Annotated in this window: 22 protein-coding genes; 5 read left to right on the plus strand and 17 right to left on the minus strand. The window is 67.4% G+C overall.

Going from position 1 to position 20,539, the window contains the following annotated elements:
- Positions 1-56: 56 nt before the first annotated feature.
- The 9 genes from GKZ92_RS13765 to rsmD form a co-directional block, all read right to left on the minus strand.
- Positions 57-338, minus strand: a complete 282-nt coding sequence (locus GKZ92_RS13765; RefSeq protein WP_042375867.1) for an acylphosphatase — start codon at positions 336-338, stop codon at positions 57-59.
- Positions 339-342: 4 nt separating this feature from the next.
- A complete protein-coding gene (locus tag GKZ92_RS13770) occupies positions 343-801 on the minus strand; it encodes an OsmC family protein (protein WP_042375863.1) in 459 nt (152 codons plus the stop codon).
- Positions 802-904: 103 nt separating this feature from the next.
- Entirely contained in the window at positions 905-2,299 is a 1,395-nt protein-coding gene (locus GKZ92_RS13775; protein WP_042375907.1) for an HNH endonuclease signature motif containing protein, read from the minus strand.
- Positions 2,300-2,522: 223 nt separating this feature from the next.
- Positions 2,523-3,398 (minus strand): bifunctional DNA-formamidopyrimidine glycosylase/DNA-(apurinic or apyrimidinic site) lyase, encoded by an 876-nt coding sequence (gene mutM, locus GKZ92_RS13780; protein WP_042375862.1) that lies wholly within the window; start codon positions 3,396-3,398, stop codon positions 2,523-2,525.
- Positions 3,399-3,424: 26 nt separating this feature from the next.
- The gene (rnc, locus tag GKZ92_RS13785) at positions 3,425-4,150 is read right to left on the minus strand and encodes a ribonuclease III (RefSeq protein ID WP_006357931.1); all 726 of its coding nucleotides are present in this window, start codon (positions 4,148-4,150) and stop codon (positions 3,425-3,427) included.
- Positions 4,143-4,799, minus strand: a complete 657-nt coding sequence (locus GKZ92_RS13790; protein ID WP_196222006.1) for a YceD family protein — start codon at positions 4,797-4,799, stop codon at positions 4,143-4,145. Before GKZ92_RS13790 ends, rnc begins: the two co-directional genes overlap by 8 nt.
- A gap of 42 nt (positions 4,800-4,841) precedes the next feature.
- The gene (locus GKZ92_RS13795) at positions 4,842-5,645 is read right to left on the minus strand and encodes a DivIVA domain-containing protein (protein ID WP_006357933.1); all 804 of its coding nucleotides are present in this window, start codon (positions 5,643-5,645) and stop codon (positions 4,842-4,844) included.
- 122 nt (positions 5,646-5,767) lie between these two features.
- The gene (gene coaD / locus GKZ92_RS13800; protein ID WP_006357934.1) at positions 5,768-6,256 is read right to left on the minus strand and encodes a pantetheine-phosphate adenylyltransferase; all 489 of its coding nucleotides are present in this window, start codon (positions 6,254-6,256) and stop codon (positions 5,768-5,770) included.
- Positions 6,257-6,294: 38 nt separating this feature from the next.
- Positions 6,295-6,855 (minus strand): 16S rRNA (guanine(966)-N(2))-methyltransferase RsmD, encoded by a 561-nt coding sequence (rsmD, locus tag GKZ92_RS13805; protein WP_035754089.1) that lies wholly within the window; start codon positions 6,853-6,855, stop codon positions 6,295-6,297.
- Between the two features lie 164 nt (positions 6,856-7,019).
- Here rsmD and ectA point away from each other — a divergent pair, with 164 nt between their 5' ends.
- The 3 genes from ectA to GKZ92_RS13820 all read left to right on the plus strand — a co-directional run bounded on the left by ectA (position 7,020) and on the right by GKZ92_RS13820 (position 9,492).
- On the plus strand, positions 7,020-7,547 hold the full coding sequence (ectA, locus tag GKZ92_RS13810) for a diaminobutyrate acetyltransferase (RefSeq protein ID WP_035754088.1): 528 nt from the start codon (positions 7,020-7,022) through the stop codon (positions 7,545-7,547).
- A 218-nt stretch (positions 7,548-7,765) separates the two neighbouring features.
- On the plus strand, positions 7,766-9,055 hold the full coding sequence (gene ectB, locus GKZ92_RS13815; RefSeq protein ID WP_035754087.1) for a diaminobutyrate--2-oxoglutarate transaminase: 1,290 nt from the start codon (positions 7,766-7,768) through the stop codon (positions 9,053-9,055).
- On the plus strand, positions 9,052-9,492 hold the full coding sequence (locus GKZ92_RS13820; protein WP_042375860.1) for an ectoine synthase: 441 nt from the start codon (positions 9,052-9,054) through the stop codon (positions 9,490-9,492). The genes ectB and GKZ92_RS13820 overlap by 4 nt, the downstream gene beginning before the upstream one ends.
- Before the next feature lie 49 nt (positions 9,493-9,541).
- Here the strand turns inward: GKZ92_RS13820 and GKZ92_RS13825 are convergent, their stop codons facing one another.
- Positions 9,542-10,393, minus strand: a complete 852-nt coding sequence (locus GKZ92_RS13825) for an alpha/beta fold hydrolase (protein WP_006357939.1) — start codon at positions 10,391-10,393, stop codon at positions 9,542-9,544.
- A 120-nt stretch (positions 10,394-10,513) separates the two neighbouring features.
- Here GKZ92_RS13825 and GKZ92_RS13830 point away from each other — a divergent pair, with 120 nt between their 5' ends.
- Both GKZ92_RS13830 and GKZ92_RS13835 read left to right on the plus strand, forming a co-directional pair.
- Complete coding sequence (locus GKZ92_RS13830; protein ID WP_006357940.1) at positions 10,514-11,101, plus strand: TetR/AcrR family transcriptional regulator; 588 nt, start codon at positions 10,514-10,516, stop codon at positions 11,099-11,101.
- Positions 11,102-11,122: 21 nt separating this feature from the next.
- Positions 11,123-12,001 carry a Sir2 family NAD-dependent protein deacetylase gene (locus GKZ92_RS13835; protein WP_006357941.1) on the plus strand — a complete coding sequence of 293 codons (879 nt, stop codon included), beginning with the start codon at positions 11,123-11,125 and terminating at the stop codon, positions 11,999-12,001.
- A 19-nt stretch (positions 12,002-12,020) separates the two neighbouring features.
- Here the strand turns inward: GKZ92_RS13835 and proB are convergent, their stop codons facing one another.
- The 7 genes from proB to GKZ92_RS13870 form a co-directional block, all read right to left on the minus strand.
- On the minus strand, positions 12,021-13,166 hold the full coding sequence (gene proB / locus GKZ92_RS13840) for a glutamate 5-kinase (protein ID WP_035754084.1): 1,146 nt from the start codon (positions 13,164-13,166) through the stop codon (positions 12,021-12,023).
- Positions 13,163-14,629 carry a GTPase ObgE gene (gene obgE, locus GKZ92_RS13845; RefSeq protein ID WP_155225352.1) on the minus strand — a complete coding sequence of 489 codons (1,467 nt, stop codon included), beginning with the start codon at positions 14,627-14,629 and terminating at the stop codon, positions 13,163-13,165. The genes proB and obgE overlap by 4 nt, the downstream gene beginning before the upstream one ends.
- 95 nt (positions 14,630-14,724) lie before the next feature.
- Complete coding sequence (gene rpmA, locus GKZ92_RS13850) at positions 14,725-14,988, minus strand: 50S ribosomal protein L27 (protein ID WP_005198946.1); 264 nt, start codon at positions 14,986-14,988, stop codon at positions 14,725-14,727.
- Positions 14,989-15,026: 38 nt separating this feature from the next.
- Positions 15,027-15,338: a 50S ribosomal protein L21 gene (rplU, locus tag GKZ92_RS13855; RefSeq protein ID WP_006357944.1), complete on the minus strand. Its 312-nt coding sequence runs from the start codon at positions 15,336-15,338 to the stop codon at positions 15,027-15,029.
- Between the two features lie 281 nt (positions 15,339-15,619).
- On the minus strand, positions 15,620-18,991 hold the full coding sequence (locus GKZ92_RS13860; RefSeq protein WP_035754082.1) for a translation initiation factor IF-2 N-terminal domain-containing protein: 3,372 nt from the start codon (positions 18,989-18,991) through the stop codon (positions 15,620-15,622).
- A gap of 446 nt (positions 18,992-19,437) precedes the next feature.
- Complete coding sequence (gene ndk / locus GKZ92_RS13865; RefSeq protein WP_006357946.1) at positions 19,438-19,854, minus strand: nucleoside-diphosphate kinase; 417 nt, start codon at positions 19,852-19,854, stop codon at positions 19,438-19,440.
- 38 nt (positions 19,855-19,892) lie between these two features.
- On the minus strand, positions 19,893-20,369 hold the full coding sequence (locus GKZ92_RS13870; protein ID WP_006357947.1) for a hypothetical protein: 477 nt from the start codon (positions 20,367-20,369) through the stop codon (positions 19,893-19,895).
- Between the last annotated feature and the right edge of the window lie 170 nt (positions 20,370-20,539).

Raw genomic sequence — 20,539 nt, forward strand, 5'->3', positions numbered from 1 at the left:
CGGTACAGAGTACTCACCATCGCGATGCGTTTCGGGCAACGCTCACCGTTCAGCGCTCACCGCTCGAGGAAGCCGGTCAGGTCTCCGCGTGCCGACTCGAGACTGTCGACGACCAGATCCACCCGGCCCGGGGTCTCTCCGGACCGCAGCGCATCGAGCAGCGCCTGCACCTCCTCGCGGGGTCCCTCGGCCACGACGTGCACCCGTCCGTCGGCCTGATTGGACGCGTAGCCGACCAGACCGAGCTCCAGGGCCCGCGACCGCGTCCACCATCGGAAGCCCACACCCTGGACGTGGCCGTGCACGAACGCCGACAGTCGGACCCGGTCGGTGGTCATGGTGTCAGTCCGTCTCGATCTTCAGGTCGACCTCGGCGCCGGCCTTGATGGTGCGGCCGACCGTGCACACCGCGTCGATGGCGCGCTCGACGACGACGAGCAGGCGCTGCGCGGCGTCGGGGTCGAGTTCGGAGAGGTCGACCTCGAGGATCTCGGAGATCCGCGGGTACACCTCGTTCTCACGGTCGGCGTCACCGCTGACCCGGATCGTGGCGTCGTAGTCGTCGCCGAGGCGGCGCGACAGCGGACGGTCCGACGACATGCCCGTGCAGGCCGCCAGCGCGATCTTCAGCAGCTCGCCCGGCGTGAAGACACCCTCGACATCCTGCGAGCCGATCAGCACCTCGGCACCGCGCGAGCTGCGGCCGGTATAGAGCCGGGTCCCGGTGCGCTCGACCCAGAGGTCGGTGTGCGCGGGCTCCGCGGGCTGGGCCGGAGTGGCTGTGTTCTGTTCGATCGTCATGCTGGGATGAGTCCTCTCAGGCGGCGGGGCGGCGCTGGCACCGCTGACCATAGTAAGAGCCGTGGATCAGGACGAATTCCCGAACCGGTCGTGCCCGACGTCGTCAGGCAGCTCCCGCCTCTCGGCTTGCGTTGCGTTCTTTCCATTCCCGCACCGCGTGGATCACCTCGGTCGCATACCCGAGGTCGGGCTTGCCGCCGCCCACGGGCACCGTCGAATCCGCGGCCACCCGCGCATCAGGCGACCATTGCCCCGGCACGTGTGTCGCGGGACTCACGTCGATCACTGAACCGCCCGGCCGGTGGAACGAAAACCGTTGCGACCCATGCCCGGTGATACTGAACTCACCCCGATGCAACGCACGGTGACAGCTTCCACACAACAAGATCAGATTGTCCAACTCGGTCTCCCCACCGGCCGACCAGAACACCACGTGATGGGCGTGCAGATGCCGTGTGCGTTCACAGCCGGGCATCTGACAGCACCGGTCTCTCACGAACAACGCCCTGACGAGTGCCTTGTTCGGCGTCCGCGACTTACGCCCCAACCCCAGCAACGCCAACTTCCCCGGCGCTCCGGAAACCCTGCTGGACAACGCCTTCCGAACCGCAGCACCGCAGTGCGCCTCGTCCAACTCAGCCTCCGACAGTGCCGGCCCGTCATCAAGGTGTGCCTGCTGCCCACCCTCGTCGGTATGTATCAGGATCTCGGCTCCCGGTGCGAGATCAGGCATCGCGATCCCCTCGTGCACCATGTCTGCCATGGCCACCAACGCCGGCGCCAGATTCGACGGCACATTTCGCCACAGGTCCCGACGATTCGCCGGTTTGACCTCGGAGTCCGGTTCCCCATCCACGGTTTCCAACTCGCTTGCAGCGTTCCGCGGAACGCTCGACACCGCGGACAGATCCGCATCGTCGCAGGTCCGGGTGCGTTCGTACTCTGCCCGGACCGCACCGGCAAGAAGCCGGGCACCGTCTAGCGGAGACAGCGTCAGCGACACAGACAAGGAGCCATCCGCATTCCACTTCCACCGGCCTGTCGACTCCACCGGTGGGCGATTCTCCGACTCGATGCCACGATCCCGGTCGATCTGTCCTATCGCACGGACCGCCCGCTCCAGTTGCGACGCCGTACACGACAACGCCAGATTCACCAGTTCCTTCTCCCGCAACGCGGTCGCGACCCGCGTCAACGCCCGCACCTTCGAATACGACAACCGCCCCGCACCGAACGCCTGCCGAATCAACGGCAACTCCGTCAGAGCCTTCGCCACCCGTACCTGCTCCTGCGCTGTGCGTTGAGAGACACCCGCCTTCCACGAGAGCCAGTGCGCGAGCGAATGCACACCCGGCCCCCGCCACGACTCCCGCTCATCCAATTCCGCCACCAGAGACAAGAACTCGGCCGTGAGCGCGGTGATCTGCGCGGCATAACCCAGCACTCTGCTTTCCAACACGTCATCGGACAAGGACGCCGGATCCGCGCCATCGAACATCGACGACACATTCTCACCGTGCAGCACCGAAACAGACACCCCAAGCCCCCAGCTGTTCGAACGGATATACGAACAACTTAGCGGCGCCCACCGACAAAACAGCTGGCCAAGGCTCTTCGAGCGTTCCGCGGAACGCTCGTAGCCTTCACCGGACTCGTCGATGCCTGCACAGCGGCTTCGCCGCGGTCACGCTCCGCACGTAAGCGCAGGGAGCACTACGGACTCAACGTGTGCGACGCCGTGGAGCAGTCTGGCACTTCGGGCAAAAGTAAGAGCTGCGGTTCATGAAAGATTCCCGGCGCATGATCGCCCCGCATCGCCGGCACGGCTGCCCCTCACGCCCGTAGGCGTTGAGGGAGCGTTCGAAGTACCCCGACTGGCCGTTGACGTTGACGTACAGCGCGTCGAAGGACGTGCCCCCGACCTCGACCGCCTCGGTCATCACCGCGGTGGCGGCGTCGATAAGTTCGAGGAGCTTCTTACGCGAGATCGTCTCGGCGACACGCGCACCGTGAAGTCGGGCCCGCCACAGCGCCTCGTCGGCGTAGATGTTGCCGACCCCGGAGATGACCGTCTGGTCGAGCAGGACACGTTTGATCTCGGAGTGCTTGGCGCGCATGCGCGTTACGACGCCCGCCGAGTCGAAGGCGGGGTCGAACGGGTCGGGAGCGATGTGCGCCACCGACACCGGGATGTCGGCCGCGTCATCGGAGACCGCATAGTCGTCGAGATGCCAACCTCCGAAGGTCCGCTGATCGACGAACCGCAGTTCGTTGTCGTCGTCGAGGTGTGCGCGGATGCGGAGATGGGTGTGGTCGGGCGCCCCGTCGCGGGCGATGAGCATCTGCCCGCTCATGCCGAGATGCACGACGAGAGCGGCACGGTCGGTGTCGTCGGCGACGTCGATCCACATGTACTTGCCGCGACGCCGCACTCCGGTGACGTGTTTGCCCGCGAGGCGACCGATCAGGTCCGGTTCGCCGCCGACGTGGCGGCGGGCGGCACGCGGATGCAGCACCTCGACCGCGGTCACGGTCCGTCCGGTCAGATGCTTCTCGAGACCCATGCGGACGGTCTCGACCTCGGGTAGTTCAGGCATGAAGAGTTGTTGTCACGACGCTGTTGTCACGACGACGCTTCGGCGCGTTCGGTGAGCGCCTTCCACGCGTGGGCCGCCGCCTGCTGCTCGGCCTCTTTCTTGGTGCGTCCGACGCCCTCGCCGAGGTTCTCCCCCGCGATCATCGCGATCGCGGTGAACTCTTTGTTGTGATCCGGGCCGGTGGACGAGATCTGGTACTGCGGTGGGCCATAGCCGCGTTCGGAGCTCAGCTCCTGCAGCGAGGTCTTCCAGTCCAGACCGGCGCCGAGCTGTCCGGCCTTCTCGATGCGTTCGTCGAAGAGGCGCAGGATGATCCGCTGCGAGGTCTCCAGGCCGTGGCTGAGAAACACCGCGCCGAACAGGGATTCGAGACCGTCGGCGAGGATCGAGTCCTTGTCTCGACCGCCCGTCATCTCCTCGCCACGGCCGAGATACAGGTACTTGCCCAGGCCACCCTCGTCGCCGAGACCGCGTGCCACGTCGGCGAGCGCGTGCATGTTGACCACGCTCGCACGGATCTTCGCGAGTTCGCCCTCGGGACGGTCAGGAAAATGCAGGTACAGGCGCTCGGTGATCACCACGCCCAGGACGGAGTCACCGAGGAACTCGAGGCGCTCGTTGGTCGGCAGACCGCCGTGCTCGTAGGCGTACGAGCGGTGCGTGAGCGCCAGCGTCAGAAGGTCTTCGGGGATGTCGGTGTCGAGTGCGGCGAGCAGCGCCCGCCGACCCTCCTCACGTGTGCTTTCAGTCACGACTTTCCTGGTCGTCCGGGTTCCCGTCTTCTGCGAGTTCGGAGAACTTGTTCGCGAGACCGGCCCAGCGGGGATCGATCAGTTCGTGCGCATGGCCCGGTTCGGCGACCGCGAGACGGATGCCACACACCTGGCACAGTCCCGGGCAGTCCTCCGAGCACAGCGGGGACATCGGCAGTTCCAGCGCGACCGCGTCGATGATCGACTGCTCGAGGTCGATGCGGTCGTCGACGATGCGATGCACGTCGTCTTCCTCGGTGGTCTGCTCGGTCACACTGTCGGGGTACGCGAAGAGCTCGGTCAGGAAGACAGTCACCGTGCCGTCGATCGGTTCGATGCAGCGCGAACACTGACCGGCGGTCTCACCGCACGCGGTGCCGGTCACCAGGATTCCCTCGCTCACCGACTCGAGCCGGAGGTCGAGATCGACATCCGAGCCGGCCGGGATGCCGATCATCTCGACCCCGAGCTTGTCGGGGGTCGTGACCGTCCGGTGCACCTCGGACATGGTGCCCGGGCGCCGACCCAGCGGCCGGACGTCGAGGACGAAGGGATCGCGACGCGACGCCGAATCGGGACCGTGCGACGCTTCTGATGTCACAGCATGATCAGACACAAACTGCACCATACGCTCGCGATCGCGAATCATCGACTGACGCCACGGTATGCGCCGGATCGGCCGTCGGGCAGGTCACACCGCCAGCGGGGATCCCTGGTCGCGGTCGTAGGAGTTGCGGGTCGCTTCGTCGACGCTGCGGGGGTATTCGACGTAGTCGTGCATGCCCGCACCGGTGCGCAGCTGGTGACGTCCACGGTTCACCGAACGCAGTGTGCCGGTGAGGATCTCCTCGAACTGGGCCAGCTTCTCGTCCACGTACACGTCGCAGTCGCCGCGCAGGCGATCCGCCTCCGCGTGGGCCGCGTCGATGATGCGTTCGGCTTCGGACTTGGCCGCACCGACGACCTCGGTCTCCGACACCAGGCGCTGCTGCTCGGCGATGCCGTCGGCCACCGACTTGTCGTAGGTGTTGTTCGCCGCATCGACGGTGCGCTGCGCCTCGGCGCGGGCGCGACCGGTGACGGCCTCGAACTCGCGGGCGGCACTGGTCTGCAGCCGGCGCGCCTCCTCGGTGGCGTCCTCGACGAGCGAGTGCGAGTGCGAGCTCGCCTCGTCGACCATGCGGTCGGCCTGCGCCTTGGCCTCGGACAGGATGCGGTCGGCCTCGGCGCGGGCGTGCGCCAGCACGGCCTCGGACTCGGAGTCGGCCTTGGCCACCGTCGTCTCGGCGTGCTCGCGCGCATCGCCGATGAGGGTGTCGCGCTGATCGAGGACGTCCTGCGCGTCGTCGAGTTCGCCCGGGATGGAGTCCTTGATGTCGTCGAGGAGTTCGAGCACGTCACCGCGCGGCACGACACAGCCCGCGGTCATCGGCACACTCCGCGCCTCCTCGACAATCGCCACGAGTTCGTCGAGAGCCTCAAATACCCGGTACACAGCCACCCCAATCCGGCGCTTGCCTGTTTGCAACAGTTGGTGAATCTGTGACTATTGTGCCGAATGTTGCGCCTGTGATTAGTGAAGCGCGTGGGGTGTGTCGCAATTCCCGCAGGTGGGTCCTAGACGGAACGCTCCCCGGTGAGCTTCGCGGTCAGGTTCTTGTGGATGTGCGGCGACAGGAAGGGCGTGACGTCACCGCCGAGCTTGGCCACCTCTTTGACGAGCGAGCTGGACACATGCGCGAACCGGGGGTCGGTGAGCAGAAAGACCGTCTCGACGTCGGCGAGTGCGCGGTTCATCTGGGCCATCGGGACCTCGTAGTCGAAGTCGACCGCCGAACGCAGGCCCTTGACGATGGTGTGGATCGACTCCTGCTTCAGATAGTCGACGAGAAGGCCTTCCCAGCGATCGACCCGCACGCCGGGCAGATCCGCGCAGTCCTCCTCGATGAGCGCGATCCGCTCGTCGACACCGAACATGCCTCGCTTGTTCGGATTGACCACCACGGTGATGACCACCTCGTCGAAACACGCCGCGGCGCGTTCGACCACATAGCGGTGGCCGAGGGTGAAGGGATCGAAGGAACCGGGACACACTGCCGTCGTCATGGCCTGAACTTACCGTCCGGCCCCACACATCAGGCGCGTCAGGAGCCGATGAACTCCCCGACCTCGACGCGGGTGTCGCCGTAGTTCTTGTCGACGACGACCTCGAAGTCGCGGGGCCAGATGTCACCGGTCGAGCGCGCCGAGCGCTCCACCACCACCAGCGCGCCGTCGGCGAGCCGGGACGCGGCCAGCTTGGTCAGATCCTCGGACAGTGCGGCCGCATCGACCGCGTACGGCGGGTCGGAGAACACGAGGTCGTATCTCCGCTCGGGCAGCGAGGACAGGTAGGCGGACACCGGTCGTGTCAGTACGGTGGCCGACGAGGCGATCCCGCAGGCCTTCACATTCGCGCCGATGACGGTGGCGGCCTTCCGTGCGGAATCGACGAACGTCGCGCCGGCCGCACCACGCGAGACCGCCTCGATGCCGAGGGCCCCGGACCCGGCGTACAGATCGAGGACCCAGAGCCCGCCGAGATCGAATCGGGCGTCGAGCATGTTGAAGACCGACTCCCGCACACGGTCGGAAGTGGGACGAGTTCCCTCGTCCGGAACGCGGAGCCGTCGACCCCGTAGCTCGCCCGCGATGATCCTCGTCATGGGGCCATTCTGCTCCCCCGGGAACCCCCGAATCGACGCGTGGGTGACACTCTTGTGACTCACTTCACATTGCATGTCTGAACAGGTAGAAGGTAGGGGTTCGATGAGGCAATTTCCGCTGGTGGGTGACTTCCCGGATACCCGTTGTTAACGTCGAGAGCGTTATGAGCCCTTCACAAGCAGGAACGGCCCCAACAACTGTCCTCACCGTCGACTATCGGATGCCGACTGTCGCCGACGGTACCCGCCTCTGGGAAATCGCCTCGGACTCAAAGGTTCTCGACGTCAACTCGTCGTACTCCTACGTCTTGTGGTGCCACGACTTCGCCGACACCTCGATCGTCGCCGAAGTAGACGGCCGTCCGGTCGGTTTCGTCACCGGATATCGCCGCCAGAGCGACCCCTCCACACTCATGGTGTGGCAGGTCGCCGTGGACGATTCGATGCGTGGACACGGCGTCGCCGCGTCCATGCTGCATCACCTGTTCGATCGTGCGAACCGCCACGGAATGGTGGCGATGCACACCACGATCAGTCCCGACAACATCCCGTCGCAGCGACTGTTCGAGTCGGTCGCGAAGGCCCGCGGTCTCCGTTTCGAGCGCCGTGACCTGTTCGCCGCCAACACTTTTCCGGACTCGCACGAGCCCGAGGATCTCTACATGCTCGAACCGGAGATCCCCGAGCCCTGAGCGCTCGCGCGTGATCCCGGCACACCCGTGTCGAGGGTTGTAAGTCCGATCACCATCGAAATACGCAGTGCCCCAACGTCGTTGGCACTAGTCAGAAAAAGTTGCCGACAACCGGCATAAATTTCCGAGTTCTGGGTACACGCGGTCGTCGAACCGCACCGGAACTCCTGCGCTCACATAGCTGTAGCGCGGTTATACCAGGAAGAAGGAAGCAGGTCATGCAACTTCTCGACACCACCCCTGTTCTCGACAAGACTTTCGACGACTCTGTGTTCACCACGCACGAGTCCGAGGTCCGCAGCTACTGCCGCAACTGGCCGGCGGTCTTCACCACCGCCAAGGGCTCCTACATCACCGACCAGAACGGTCGGGAGTACCTGGACTTCTTCGCCGGCGCAGGTTCGCTGAACTACGGCCACAACAACGACGTGCTCAAGAAAGCTCTGATCGAGTACATCCAGTCCGACGGCATCACCCATGGACTGGACATGGCCACCGTCGCCAAGGGCAACTTCATCGAGAAGTTCACCAAGCACATTCTCGAGCCCCGCGGACTCGACTACAAGATCCAGTTCCCCGGACCCACGGGCACCAATGCCGTCGAGTCGGCACTCAAGCTGGCCCGCAAGGTGACCGGCCGCGAGTCGATCATCAGCTTCACCAACGCCTTCCACGGCATGACGCTGGGCTCGCTGTCGGTGACCGGCAACTCGATGAAGCGTGCCGGCGCCGGCATCCCCCTGGTCCATGCGACCCCGATGCCGTTCGACAACTACTTCGGCGGCGTCATGGAAGACTTCGCCTGGTTCGAGCGCGTCCTCGACGACTCGGGCAGTGGCCTCAACCGCCCCGCCGCAGTCATCGTCGAGACCGTGCAGGGCGAGGGCGGCGTCAACGTCGCACGCGCCGAATGGCTGCGCGCCCTGGCCGACCTGTGTGAGCGCCGCGACATCCTGCTCATCGTCGACGACGTCCAGATGGGTTGCGGCCGCACCGGCGAGTTCTTCTCCTTCGAGGAAGCCGGCATCAAGCCCGACATCGTCACCCTGTCGAAGTCGATCAGCGGCTACGGTCTGCCGTTCGCCCTGACGCTGTTCAAGCCGGAGCTCGACGTCTGGACCCCCGGGGAGCACAACGGAACCTTCCGCGGCAACAACCCCGCGTTCGTCACCGCCGCCAAGGCCATCGAGGCCTACTGGTCCGACGACACCCTGAGCCGTGACATCCACACAAAGGGTGAGCGCATCCACGAGGTCTTCTCCGACCTCTGCAACCGCTACGAGGGAATCTCGACGCGCGGTCGCGGCATGGTCCGCGGCCTGGCGTTCGAGGAACACACGGCAGCAGGCAAGGTCTGCGCGCTGGCCTTCGGCGCAGGTTTGCTGGCCGAGACGTCGGGTCCGTCCGACGAGGTCGTCAAGCTGCTCCCGCCGTTGACCATCTCGCGCGAGGACCTCGACCGCGGCCTGTCCATCCTTTCCGACGCAGTCAAGGAGGTGATCGGATGATCGTCCGAACCACCGAAGAGATCACCGGAACCGAGCGTGACGTGGCCGACGGCCACTGGCGCTCCAAGCGAATCGTCCTCGGCGGCGACGGTGTGGGGTTCTCGTTCCACGAGACCACCATCGAAGCCGGCAGCGTCAACGAGTTCCACTACGCCAACCACATCGAGGCCGTCTGGCTTGTCGAGGGCACCGGCACCCTGCTCAACCGGGAGACCGGTGAGACCCATCCCCTGGCCCCCGGCACGATGTATCTGCTGGACGGCCACGAACGCCACACGGTCACCGCCGACACGCCGATGCGCATGCTGTGCGTGTTCAATCCCCCGGTGGTCGGCACCGAGGTCCACGACGAGAACGGCGTGTACCCCCTGGTCGCCGTCCCGCAGCCGACCGGCAAGCATGCCGAGGATGCCATCGAGGAGACCGCGGCCTCCTGATCGGCCCCCTGAGAAGACCCACCAGGATCGCCACTTCCGGTGACAATCGCTAGCTATCAGCGGTTGTCGCCGGGAGTGGCGATTCTTCTGCCTTCTGCGCCCAGAAGTCCAGCACCGCGTCAACGGTCTGGCCCGGCTGCTCGAGAGCCGGGATCACCCGGGCCTCCCGGATGGTGACCTCACGGGCATCGAGCATGGTGGCCGCGACCTCGCGGGCCTCCTCGGGTGTCCACTCGCCGCGGTCGTCGGTCGTCACGAACAGCACCGGACAGGTGATCCGCGCAGCCGCCCACGTGAGGTCCGTGCGGTTCAGAATGGCTGTGCGGATGGCCGGGATCATCGACCGCCCGGAAGCCCGGAGTCCGCGCCGCAACACCGCGATCGCCTCCGGATCGTCGCTGCGTGTCCGGTCGGTGAACAGCGTGGTCGAGATCGCCGACCACACCGGGCCTCGCGCACCGATGACGCGGTACATCGGCAACAGGAGTCCGATCCGGCGCCGCAGTGCCCGGTCGATCGGACGGGTCGGCGCACTCATCGCGACCAGTGTGTTGATCCGCTCCGGCTCGACGGCGGCCAGATGCATGCCGACGTGACCGCCCCACGCGTTGCCCACCCAGTCGACGGCCTCGGCACCGCACACATCCCCCACCGTCGCGATGATCTCCCGCGCGGCATCCGCACACGCCTCGATGTCGGCGGCGGCGGCTGACTTCTCGCTCGCACCGCACCACGGGGCGTCGACGATGAACAGCCGTCGTCGGCCCGCGAGCCCGGGAACGATCCGATCCCAGCTACCCGAATCGACGAACATGCTGTGCCACAGGACCGCCGGCGGCCCCTCGCCGACGTCGCGAACGCGTATGCGCCCCAAACGCGTCGGTACATCGAATTCGGTCATGGCCGCTCCCGCCCGTGGTGGTCACCCGGAGCGGGTCACCCATAATTGGCATTACACCGTGTATTTCGAATTATGTCTAGACTGATCCCCGTGGTCAGGTCCTACTCGTCGGCTTTACGAATGACACGCGCCCGCGAGAATCGCGCCCTGGTCATCGACACCGCCACCACCATGTTCTGCCAGGAAGGCTGGGTGACGACGACGATGGCCGCCGTCGCGGCCCGCGCCGGGCTGACACGGCCCACCGTCTACCGGCAGTTCGCCGACAAACTCGACCTGCTCGACGCGTGCATCGTCTCGGCACTGCGCCGCGACGAGACCGTTCCGGTCCGCGAGACCACTGAATACCAGGCGATGGGACACGGCGATCGAGCCACACGCATCCGGGCTGCCGCGAGCTGGCTCAGTGCCGCGCACCTCCGGTCGGCCGCCATCCAGCACGTTCTCGACCAGGCCGCGGTCACCGACGACGACGCGGCGATCCTGCGGGACCAGCGTGAACAGACCCGCTGGGCCGAGGTGCGCTGGGCGCTCACGCTGATCCTCGGAGAAGAGCCGGCCGACGAGCACGTGGACTCGATGTGGATGCTCGCCTCGCGCACCGCCTGGCTCCGCCTCGTCGGAGATCGGGGGTGGACCCCCGACCGGTGGGAACGATGGTTTGTCGCGCAGACCACCGCGGCGCTGGACCAGGTCGACGCGGTCTGAGTCGCGCCTATCCTGGGCAGGGTGCGCACTCGTCTTCAGCTCGGCCACGCCCCGGCCGACCACACACCGCTCGACGACGACGTCGCCGAGCGTATCGATCTCGCGTCGGACATCCTGGCCGGCCGCCGAACCGCGGTCCTGACCGGCGCCGGCATCTCCACCGACTCGGGCATCCCCGACTACCGCAGCCCGGGGTCGCCGCCGCGCACGCCGATGACCCTGGAGATGTTCCTGTCCTCCCCCGAGTTCCGGCGGCACTACTGGGCACGCAACCACGTCGGCTGGCGCCACATGGACGCCGCCCTCCCCAACCCGGCACACCTCGCACTCACCGGCCTGCAGGACCAGGGCCGGGTGTCCGCGGTGATCACCCAGAACGTCGACATGCTGCACACCAAGGCCGGGACGAGGGGCGTGCTGGAGCTGCACGGCTGCTACGGCCGCGTGCGCTGCCTGCGGTGTGACTGGCGGATCTCCCGGCACCGTCTCGCGCAACAGCTCGAGGAGATCAACACCGGATTCGCCGAACGCGTGGCTGGGCGTGGGGCCATCGAGGTCGCGCCAGACGCCGACGCGATGCTCGCCGACACCACGGACTTCCGGATGATCGACTGCCCGCACTGCGGCGGCATCCTCAAACCCGACATCGTCTACTTCGGCGAGACGGTTCCCAAACCTCTTGTCGAGCAATCATTCTCGGCGGTTGACGAGGCGGATGCCCTACTCGTGGTCGGATCGTCGCTGACGGTCATGTCGGGCCTTCGGTTCGCTCGGAGGGCGCATCGCGCCGGCAAACCGTTGATCATCGTCAATCGCGGCCACACCCGCGCCGACGAGCTGGCATCGCTCAAGATCGACCACCGGGCCGGGGTGGTGCTACCGGCGCTCGCGAACCGCTAGGTCCGCGAGCGGGCAACGCTCAGCGCGAGACGACGACGAGGTCGTCGGCGTGCACCACGGGACGCTGCAGTTCGGGCGGGAGTTCGTCGGTCTGACGGCCGATCATCGACGTGATGTCGTCGAAGTCATAGGATGCCACCCCGCGCGCCTTCACGACGCCCCGCTGGTCCACCAGCTCGACGACGTCGCCGTCGAAGAACCGGCCCTCGACGCCGACCACGCCGGCTGCGAGAAGCGAACGGCGCCTGCGGGATACGGCTGCCACCGCACCGTCGTCGAGGACGATCCTCCCCCGCGCGTCGGCGGCGTGACGCACCCAGAAGCGACGTGCGGACAACCGCTCCTCGCGGGCAGCGAACACCGTGCCCACCGAGGCATCGGCCAGCGCCTGCGCGGCGGACGACGCGGCGGCGAGCAGAACCGGGACACCGGCGTCCGCGGACAGACGGGCCGCGGCGAGCTTCGAGGCCATCCCGCCGGTGCCGAGCGTTCCCCCGGATCCGGCGATGACGCCGTCGAGGTCCTCGGGCCCGTTCACCTCAGGGATCAGACGCGCCCGCCGACCGTCCACGCCGACCTTGCGCGGGTCGCCGTCGTACAGGCCGTCGACGTCGGAGAGGAGCACCAGGGCGTCCGCCCCGCTGAGGTGGGCGACGAGCGCGGCGAGCCGGTCGTTGTCGCCGAACCGGATCTCGTTGGTCGCGACCGTGTCGTTCTCGTTGACCACGGCAACCGCACCGAGCGACCGCAGACGGTCAAGTGTGCGTTGGGCATTGGCGTGATGCGAGCGGTTCGAGATGTCGTCGGCGGTCAGCAGGACCTGCCCGACGGTGCGACCGTACCGAGCGAAGGAAGTACCCCATGCGTGCGCCAGGGCGAGCTGTCCGACGCTGGCCGCGGCCTGCTTGGTGGCGAGGTCGGTCGGACGCTTCTTGAGACCGAGCGGGGCGATGCCCGCGCCGATCGCACCCGACGACACGACGATGACGTCGGAGCCGGCGCGCATCCGCGCCTCGAGCGCGTCCGCCAGGGCGTCGAGCCGGTCCCGGTCGAGTCCCTCGGCCAGGTCGGTCAGCGCCGACGAGCCGATCTTCACCACCACGCTGCGCGCGTGCGCGATCTGTTCCCGCACGCCGCGCACCTCGATGCCGACCTCCGCGGTCACGACTGGTCCTGCTCTCCGTCCTCGACGGGCAGTCCGCGCCGCAACCGGCGGGCCTGCTTGCGTTCGGCGGCACCCACACGGTCGTTGCGGTCGAGTCGGATGTCGGTGCCACGCCCGGTGACCGGGACGTCGTCGCCCATGGGCGTGCTCGGCTCCCAGTCGAAGGTGACCGCACCGATGGTGACCGGGGCGCCGGTTTCGGCACCCATCTTCACCAGTTCGTCCTCGACGCCGAGGCGGTTGAGACGATCGGCCAGGTAACCGACGGCCTCGTCGTTGTCGAACTGCGTCTGGGCGATCCAGCGCTCCGGCCGCGTGCCGTAGACGATGAAGCCGCCCTCGATCTCGGGGTCGCGGACGATGGTGAAACCGGTGTCGTCGACGGCCTTCGGACGGATGATCGCCCGGCGAGGTGTCTTGGCGGGCTGGGCTTCCCGGTACTCGCGGACCATCTTCGCCAGCGCGAAGGTCAGTTCCCGCAGACCCTCGTGGGCCACTGCCGAGATCCGGAACACGGGCCAACCGCGTTCGGCGAGTTCGGGTTCCACGAGATCGGCGAGTTCGGCGGCGTCGGGGACGTCCACCTTGTTGAGGATCACCACACGCGGCCGCTCGGCCAGGTCACCGAGACCGTGATCGGCGTCGAGTGCCGGCTTGTAGGCGGCGAGTTCGGCTTCGAGGGCGTCGATGTCGGACACCGGGTCGCGTCCGGGCTCGAGGGTCGCGCAGTCGACGACGTGCGCGAGGACAGCACACCGCTCGAGATGGCGCAGGAACTCCAGGCCGAGACCACGACCGGTCGAGGCGCCCGGGATCAGACCCGGCACATCGGCGATGGTGAACACGTCACCGGCGGTCTGGACCACACCGAGGTTCGGCACGAGCGTGGTGAACGGGTAGTCGGCGATCTTCGGCTTGGCCGCCGACAGCACCGACACCAGCGACGACTTGCCCGCCGACGGGAAGCCGACGAGGCCGACGTCGGCCACCGACTTCAGCTCGAGGACGAGCGAACGCTGCTGGCCCTCCTCACCCAGGAGTGCGAACCCGGGAGCCTTACGGGCTTTCGACGCGAGCGAGGCGTTGCCGAGACCACCGCGGCCACCCTGAGCGGCTTCGAAGGTCGTACCGGTGCCGACGAGGTCGGCGAGGATCGTGCCGTTCTCGTCGAGGACGACCGTACCGTCGGGCACGTTGAGGACCAGGTCCTCACCCATGGCACCGTCGCGGTTGTCACCGGCGCCGGGCTTGCCGTTGCCCGCCTTGGCATGCGGACGGAAGTGGAAATCGAGCAGGGTGTGCACCTGCGGGTCGACGACGAGTCGCACCGACCCGCCGTTACCGCCGTTGCCGCCGTCCGGGCCGCCGAGAGGTTTGAACTTCTCCCGGTGAACCGAGGCGCAACCGTGGCCACCGTTGCCCGCCGCGACGTGAATGGTCACGCGGTCGACGAACCGTGACATCGAATCCTTCTTCCGTCAAAAAAGAACAGAGCGGGCCGGGTACGTGATGACCCTGCCCGCCCTGCGAAAAGGCTTGTCGTGCCGGAGTGCTCGGGTCAGACCTGAGCGGTTTCCGGGACGATGTTGACCGTCTTGCGGCCACGCTTGCTGCCGAACTCCACCGCGCCCGCGGCGAGCGCGAACAGGGTGTCGTCGCCACCGCGACCGACGTTCACGCCGGGGTGGAACTTGGTGCCACGCTGACGAACGAGGATCTCTCCTGCGCTCACCTGCTGGCCACCGAAGCGCTTCACGCCGAGTCGCTGGGCATTGGAATCGCGACCGTTGCGGGAGCTGGATGCGCCCTTCTTATGTGCCATGTGTCAGTCCTCCTGAGGTCTTCGCGAAGCTTGTCGAACTACTTGATGCCGGTGACCTTCAGGACCGTCAGCTTCTGACGGTGACCCTGGCGCTTGTGGTAGCCGGTCTTGTTCTTGAACTTGTGAATGCGGATCTTGGGGCCCTTGACGTGCTCCACGACCTCGCCGGTGACCGAGATCTTGGCCAGCTTGTCGGCGTCGGTGGTCAGGTTCGATCCGTCGACGACAAGCGCGACCGGCAGGCTCACCGTGGCGCCGATCTCTCCGTCGATCTTCTCGACCTTGACAATGTCGCCCTCAGCGACCTTGTACTGCTTACCGCCGGTCTTGACGATCGCGTACGTTGCCATCGAAGTTCTTCCTCTTACTCGTCTGGTCGGGCCCTTCGCCAGCGCCGAGGCACTCTCGAAGGCGTTCGTTGTGTGCATGCCGGTGCGGGCCGCAGTCGACCCAGTCAGCTGACCGGGAGTGGCTGTAGATCACACCAGAGGGCCTGCCACGGGATTCACGCCGCTGCCGGTGCACGTGGCACGCAGAACAGCGCAGACCCTCCGCGGGAGGCGACTTTCCAAGGTTACGGGAACGGCGGCGGCCGGGTCAAACTCGCCCCGCCGGTCCCTCACCTCGGACCTCAGCTTTCTGCCGGCGGCGGTCCGGCGGGCCTGCCCGCCGTCCGCTTCCGTGGGCGTCGACGCACCGCAACCACCGGCTCTCCCGTGGAGACGGGACCGAAGGTGGTCTTGGGCGCTTCCGGAGCCGCGTCCACGGCCGTCATCACCACGTTCTCCGGTGCGGTCGTCGTCTGCGCCGGACGCCGGACCACCCGTCGGCGACGCTTCGCCGCAGGCGCCTGGCCGTCGGTCGACGCGGCCGGTTCCGCGGCCTCGGCGGGTTCTTCGACCTTGGTGGGTTCGTCGGCCTTGGTGGGTTCGTCAGCCCTGGTGGGTTCCTGGGCCTGCGCTGGCTCCGTCTCCGGCGGGGTCTCGGCGGCAGTCGCGACAGCCTGCTCGACCTCGACGTGCTCACCCTCGTGGTGCTCGCCCTCGGGATGTTCGTCGTCGTGGTGATTCGCGGCCATCGCCCGGAACAACGGGTGCTCGGCGGCGGGCTTGTGCGGCGGGATCGCCGGAGGAGCCGCCTTGGGCGCCGCCACCTCGGCGGGGGCCTCCGACTTCTTCTTGCCGCGGCGCGAACGCTTGGAGCCCGCGCCGTCCGACTTCGCCGAATCGTCGCCGCGCACCTCGACCGGATTCGCGTGCACGATGAGTCCACGCCCGCCACACGAGGTGCACGGGGTCGAGAATGCTTCGAGCAGACCGGTTCCGAGACGCTTGCGGGTCATCTGGACCAGGCCGAGCGAGGTCACCTCGGACACCTGGTGACGGGTGCGGTCCCGCGCCAGCGCCTCGGTGAGGCGACGCAGCACCAGGTCCCGGTTCGACTCGAGGACCATGTCGATGAAGTCGACGATGATCATGCCGCCGATGTCGCGCAGACGCATCTGCCGCACGATCTCCTCGGCCGCCTCGAGGTTGTTACGGGTGACCGTCTCCTCGAGGTTTCCGCCCGAACCGGTGAACTTGCCGGTGTTGACGTCAACGACCGTCATCGCCTCGGTGTGCTCGATGATCAGCGTGCCGCCCGAGGGCAGCCACACCTTGCGGTCGAGCGCCTTCGCGAGCTGCTCGTCGATGCGGTGGACCACAAACGAGTCCGGGGCATCCGCATGCGGCTTGCTGAACTTCTCCACCCGCTCCATGAGGTCGGGCGCAACCGAGCTGACGTAGCCCTCGACGAGGTTCCACGCCTTGTCGCCCTCGACGACGAGCTTCTTGAAATCCTCGTTGAACAGGTCGCGAACCACGCGGACCAGCAGGTCGGGCTCCTCGTAGAGGGCCTTCGGCGCGCCGGAGCCGGACTTCTTGACGCTCTCGACCGACTCCTCGATCGACTTCCACTTCGCCTCGAGGCGGGCGATGTCGGCACCGAGCTCCTCGGCGCTCACTCCCTCGGAGGCGGTGCGGATGATCACGCCGGCGTCCTCGGGGACCAGCTTCGACAGGATCTGCTTGAGACGCTTGCGCTCGACGTCGGGCAGCTTGCGGCTGATACCGGTCGACGACCCGCCGGGCACGTAGACGAGGTACCGGCCGGCCAGCGAGATCTGCGTGGTCAGGCGGGCACCCTTGTGTCCCACCGGGTCCTTGCTGACCTGTACGAGCACGTGGTCGCCGGGCTTGAGCGCCTGCTCGATCTTCCGCGAGCCGCCGTCGAGTCCGGCGGCGTCCCAGTTGACCTCGCCGGCGTACAACACGCCGTTGCGACCGCGACCGATGTCGACGAAGGCCGCCTCCATGCCGGGCAGCACGTTCTGGACGCGGCCGAGGTAGATGTTGCCGACCATCGACGACGACGTCGCCGTGGTGACGAAGTGTTCGACGAGGACACCGTCCTCGAGGACCGCGACCTGGGTGTAGTCCTCCACCGCGGCATGGTCGTGGCCGTCGCTGTCGGTGATGCTGCTGTTGGCGCTGCGCTCGCGCACCACCATCACGCGGTCCACGGCCTCACGACGGGCCAGGAACTCCGACTCGGTCAGGATCGGCGGACGCCGGCGACCGGCGTCGCGGCCGTCGCGGCGGCGCTGACGCTTGGCCTCGAGTCGCGTCGAACCGGAGATGCCCTGCACCTCGTCGCGCGCCCGCTTGCTGCGGGGTTCACGCTCGTGGACGACGGTGTTCGGCGGATCGTCCGGCGAACCCTCGTCGGGCTCTCCCCCGCCCTTGCGGCGGCGACGCCGACGCCGGCGGCGGGTCGAGGACGCCTCACCCGAATCGTCACCGGACTCGTCGTCGTTGTCGTCCGAGTCGTCATCGGAATCGTCGTCCTTCGACTCGCCCTTCGACGAGTCGTCGGAGGCAGAGTCCTTGCGGTCGGCCTCCTCCGAGGTGTCCGACCCCGACCGACGACGGCGTCGGCGGCGAGAAGTCGGCTCGTCCGACTTCGAATCGTCTGCAGCCTCGTCCGTCGTCGTCTCGCCGGACTCGGTCGAGGAGTCGACGTCGGGGGTCGTGTCCTCGGCCTTGTCGTCGGTGTCGTCGGTGTTGTCGTCGTCCGAGGCATCGCCCGACTCGCCGTCACCGCCCTGGTCACCGCGACCGCGGCCGCGACCACGACGTCCGCGACGCCGACGACGGTTACGACCCGATCCCGAGTCGTCGGTGTCGGAGTTGTCACCGCTCTCGGAGTCGGAGCTGTCGGTGTTCTCCGCGCCGGTCTCGTCGGAGACATCCGAGTCGACGGTCTCCGCTTCGGGAGCCTTCGTCTCGGCAATCTTCGTCTCGGCAACCTTCGTCTCGGGTGCCTTGGCTTCCTGAGTCGTCGCGCCGGAATCGGCGTCGGTGGACGACGCTTCCTCCGGCTTGTCCGAGTCGTCGGCCTTCGCGGGCTTGTCGACCTGCTCGGTCTTGTCCGCCTGCTTGGCCGCGCGGGTTGCCTTCGGCTTGTCGGCCGGGGCCTGCGGCTGCAGGAACAGCGGCTGGGTGCCGTAGGACGCGTCGGACTCGGCGGCGGGCGTGGCAACCGGCTCGTCGTATCGCGTCGAGGCGGCCGAGAACAGGCTCGGCGGTTCGTCGGCCGTCGGGGCCTCCGCCTCGGGGGCGGGCTCCTGGGCGGCCGGTTCCTCGGCGACCGGTTCTGCCGTCGTGGCGGCTACGTCGGCTGCCGCCTCGGGGGCGGCCTCCTCGGCGGCGGCCGGCGTCACGCCGGGCTCGTCCGCATCGACGTTCGCCCGCACCCGTTCGGCCACGGCCTGCGCCAACTCACGGTCGACGCTCGATTGGGGGCTGCGTGTCTGCACCCCGAGATTGGCCAGGTGCGCAAGCACCTGCCGACTCGTCAGGCCCAGGAAGCGGGCCAGTGCGTGCACACGAAGTTTGCTGGGAAATTCTTCCACCGGTTCTGGCGCTGCGTTCGCGTCAGCCGGTGACCCGTTGTCGGTCACTCAGTCTCCTCGAACCCCCGGGCGCGTCGGGCTGACGCGGCCACGCGAGGGTCTGCTCTGTGTCCCGGTCCACGTATGGCCGGTGTTGTGTGGTCTGCGCGTCATCACGCTGAGCCGAGTGTCGGTTCAGCAGAGAACGCTCTTGCTGTGTCGATGACCGCATCCCGGGCGCCTTCCACGACACCGGGCACAGGGCGAAGCCTGAGTGTTCGGCTGCTGGCAGCAGTACGAACCTCGGCGGGGTCAGCTGTGGTTGTGGGCGTCGCGGTGCGAGACTGCCGCACCGCGACGCGCCGAACCAAGGCGCGTCATCCGGCCATCGTCGACAAAGTGTGTCGGCGATAACCCTGCAAGTATCCCACACGGGGGTCGGATGACCGCAAAGTATGCGCGTTTGACACGCGCGTCGAACCGAGTCGAACCGAGTCGAACCGAGGTGACCCCGGTCAGCCAGCGAGTTCGGGGAACCAGATGGCGATCTCACGCTCGGCCGATTCCGGGGAGTCCGAGCCGTGGACCAGGTTGTACTGCGTGTTCAGGGCGAGGTCGCCGCGGATGGTGCCGGGCACTGCCTTCTCCACGGGATCGGTGCCGCCGGCGATCTGGCGGAAGGCCGCGATGGCGCGCGGACCCTCCAGGACGGCGGCGACCAGCGGGCCGGAGGTGATGAACTCCAGCAGCGAGGGGAAGAAGGGCTTGTCCGCGTGTTCGGCGTAGTGGCCGCGGGCGACCTCGTCGCTTGCGGTCTTGAGCTCGAGAGCGACGAGGGTGAGCCCCTTGCGCTCGATACGGCTGATGATGTCGCCGACGAGCGAGCGTTCGACGCCGTCCGGCTTGATGAGTACGAGAGTGCGTTCAGTCACGACTGACACCTTATCGACCGGCCGGAGGATTCCGACGGTCAGGAGCAGTACTCACCGGCGACCGGGAAGAACCCGTAGTTGAACAGGCTGCCGGAGCGTGCCTGCGGGTCGACGACGATCTGCAGACACCCACCGGGTGACGCGAGCGCACCGGCGAGAGCGAGGTCGAACTGTTGCGCCAGAGCGAGATTCGCCGGACGGTACTGGGCGGGCACCGGCATGGTCGCGATGGCCTCAGGCGCCTTCATCCCCGCTGCGCGCTTGGTGATGGCATGGGTCGCGACGTAGCTGAACTCACCCTGCGAGACGGGGACCGGCGCGCCTGCCTCGGGCACCGCGAACGCCTCGAGCGCCGGGGGCGTCTGCTGGGGCGCGGGTTCCGCCGACGCGACGGCGGGAGCGCTCAGCGCGAAGGCGGCCGCCCCGAGCAGCGCCGTTCCGGCCGTGCGGCCGAGACGGGCGGAGGTGCGGGGGCGATCGATACCGGCGGGTGTCCGGGAAAACAGGAACTGCACGTACGTCCTCACGTTGGATGGCGCTGCGATTGCGGGTCGCGATGAAAAGGAAGCCGGGCGGGAACCGGTCCGCTCCCCCTCGGCTTGCGCCATTGTTGCAGCAACTCCCGCAGTCCGCTCCGCTTCGCCGATAACGGTCCGGCCACAGGTCTTGCGACCACCAAACCGGG

Source organism: Gordonia sp. 135, assembly GCF_009720185.1.
GTDB lineage: Bacteria > Actinomycetota > Actinomycetes > Mycobacteriales > Mycobacteriaceae > Gordonia > Gordonia alkanivorans.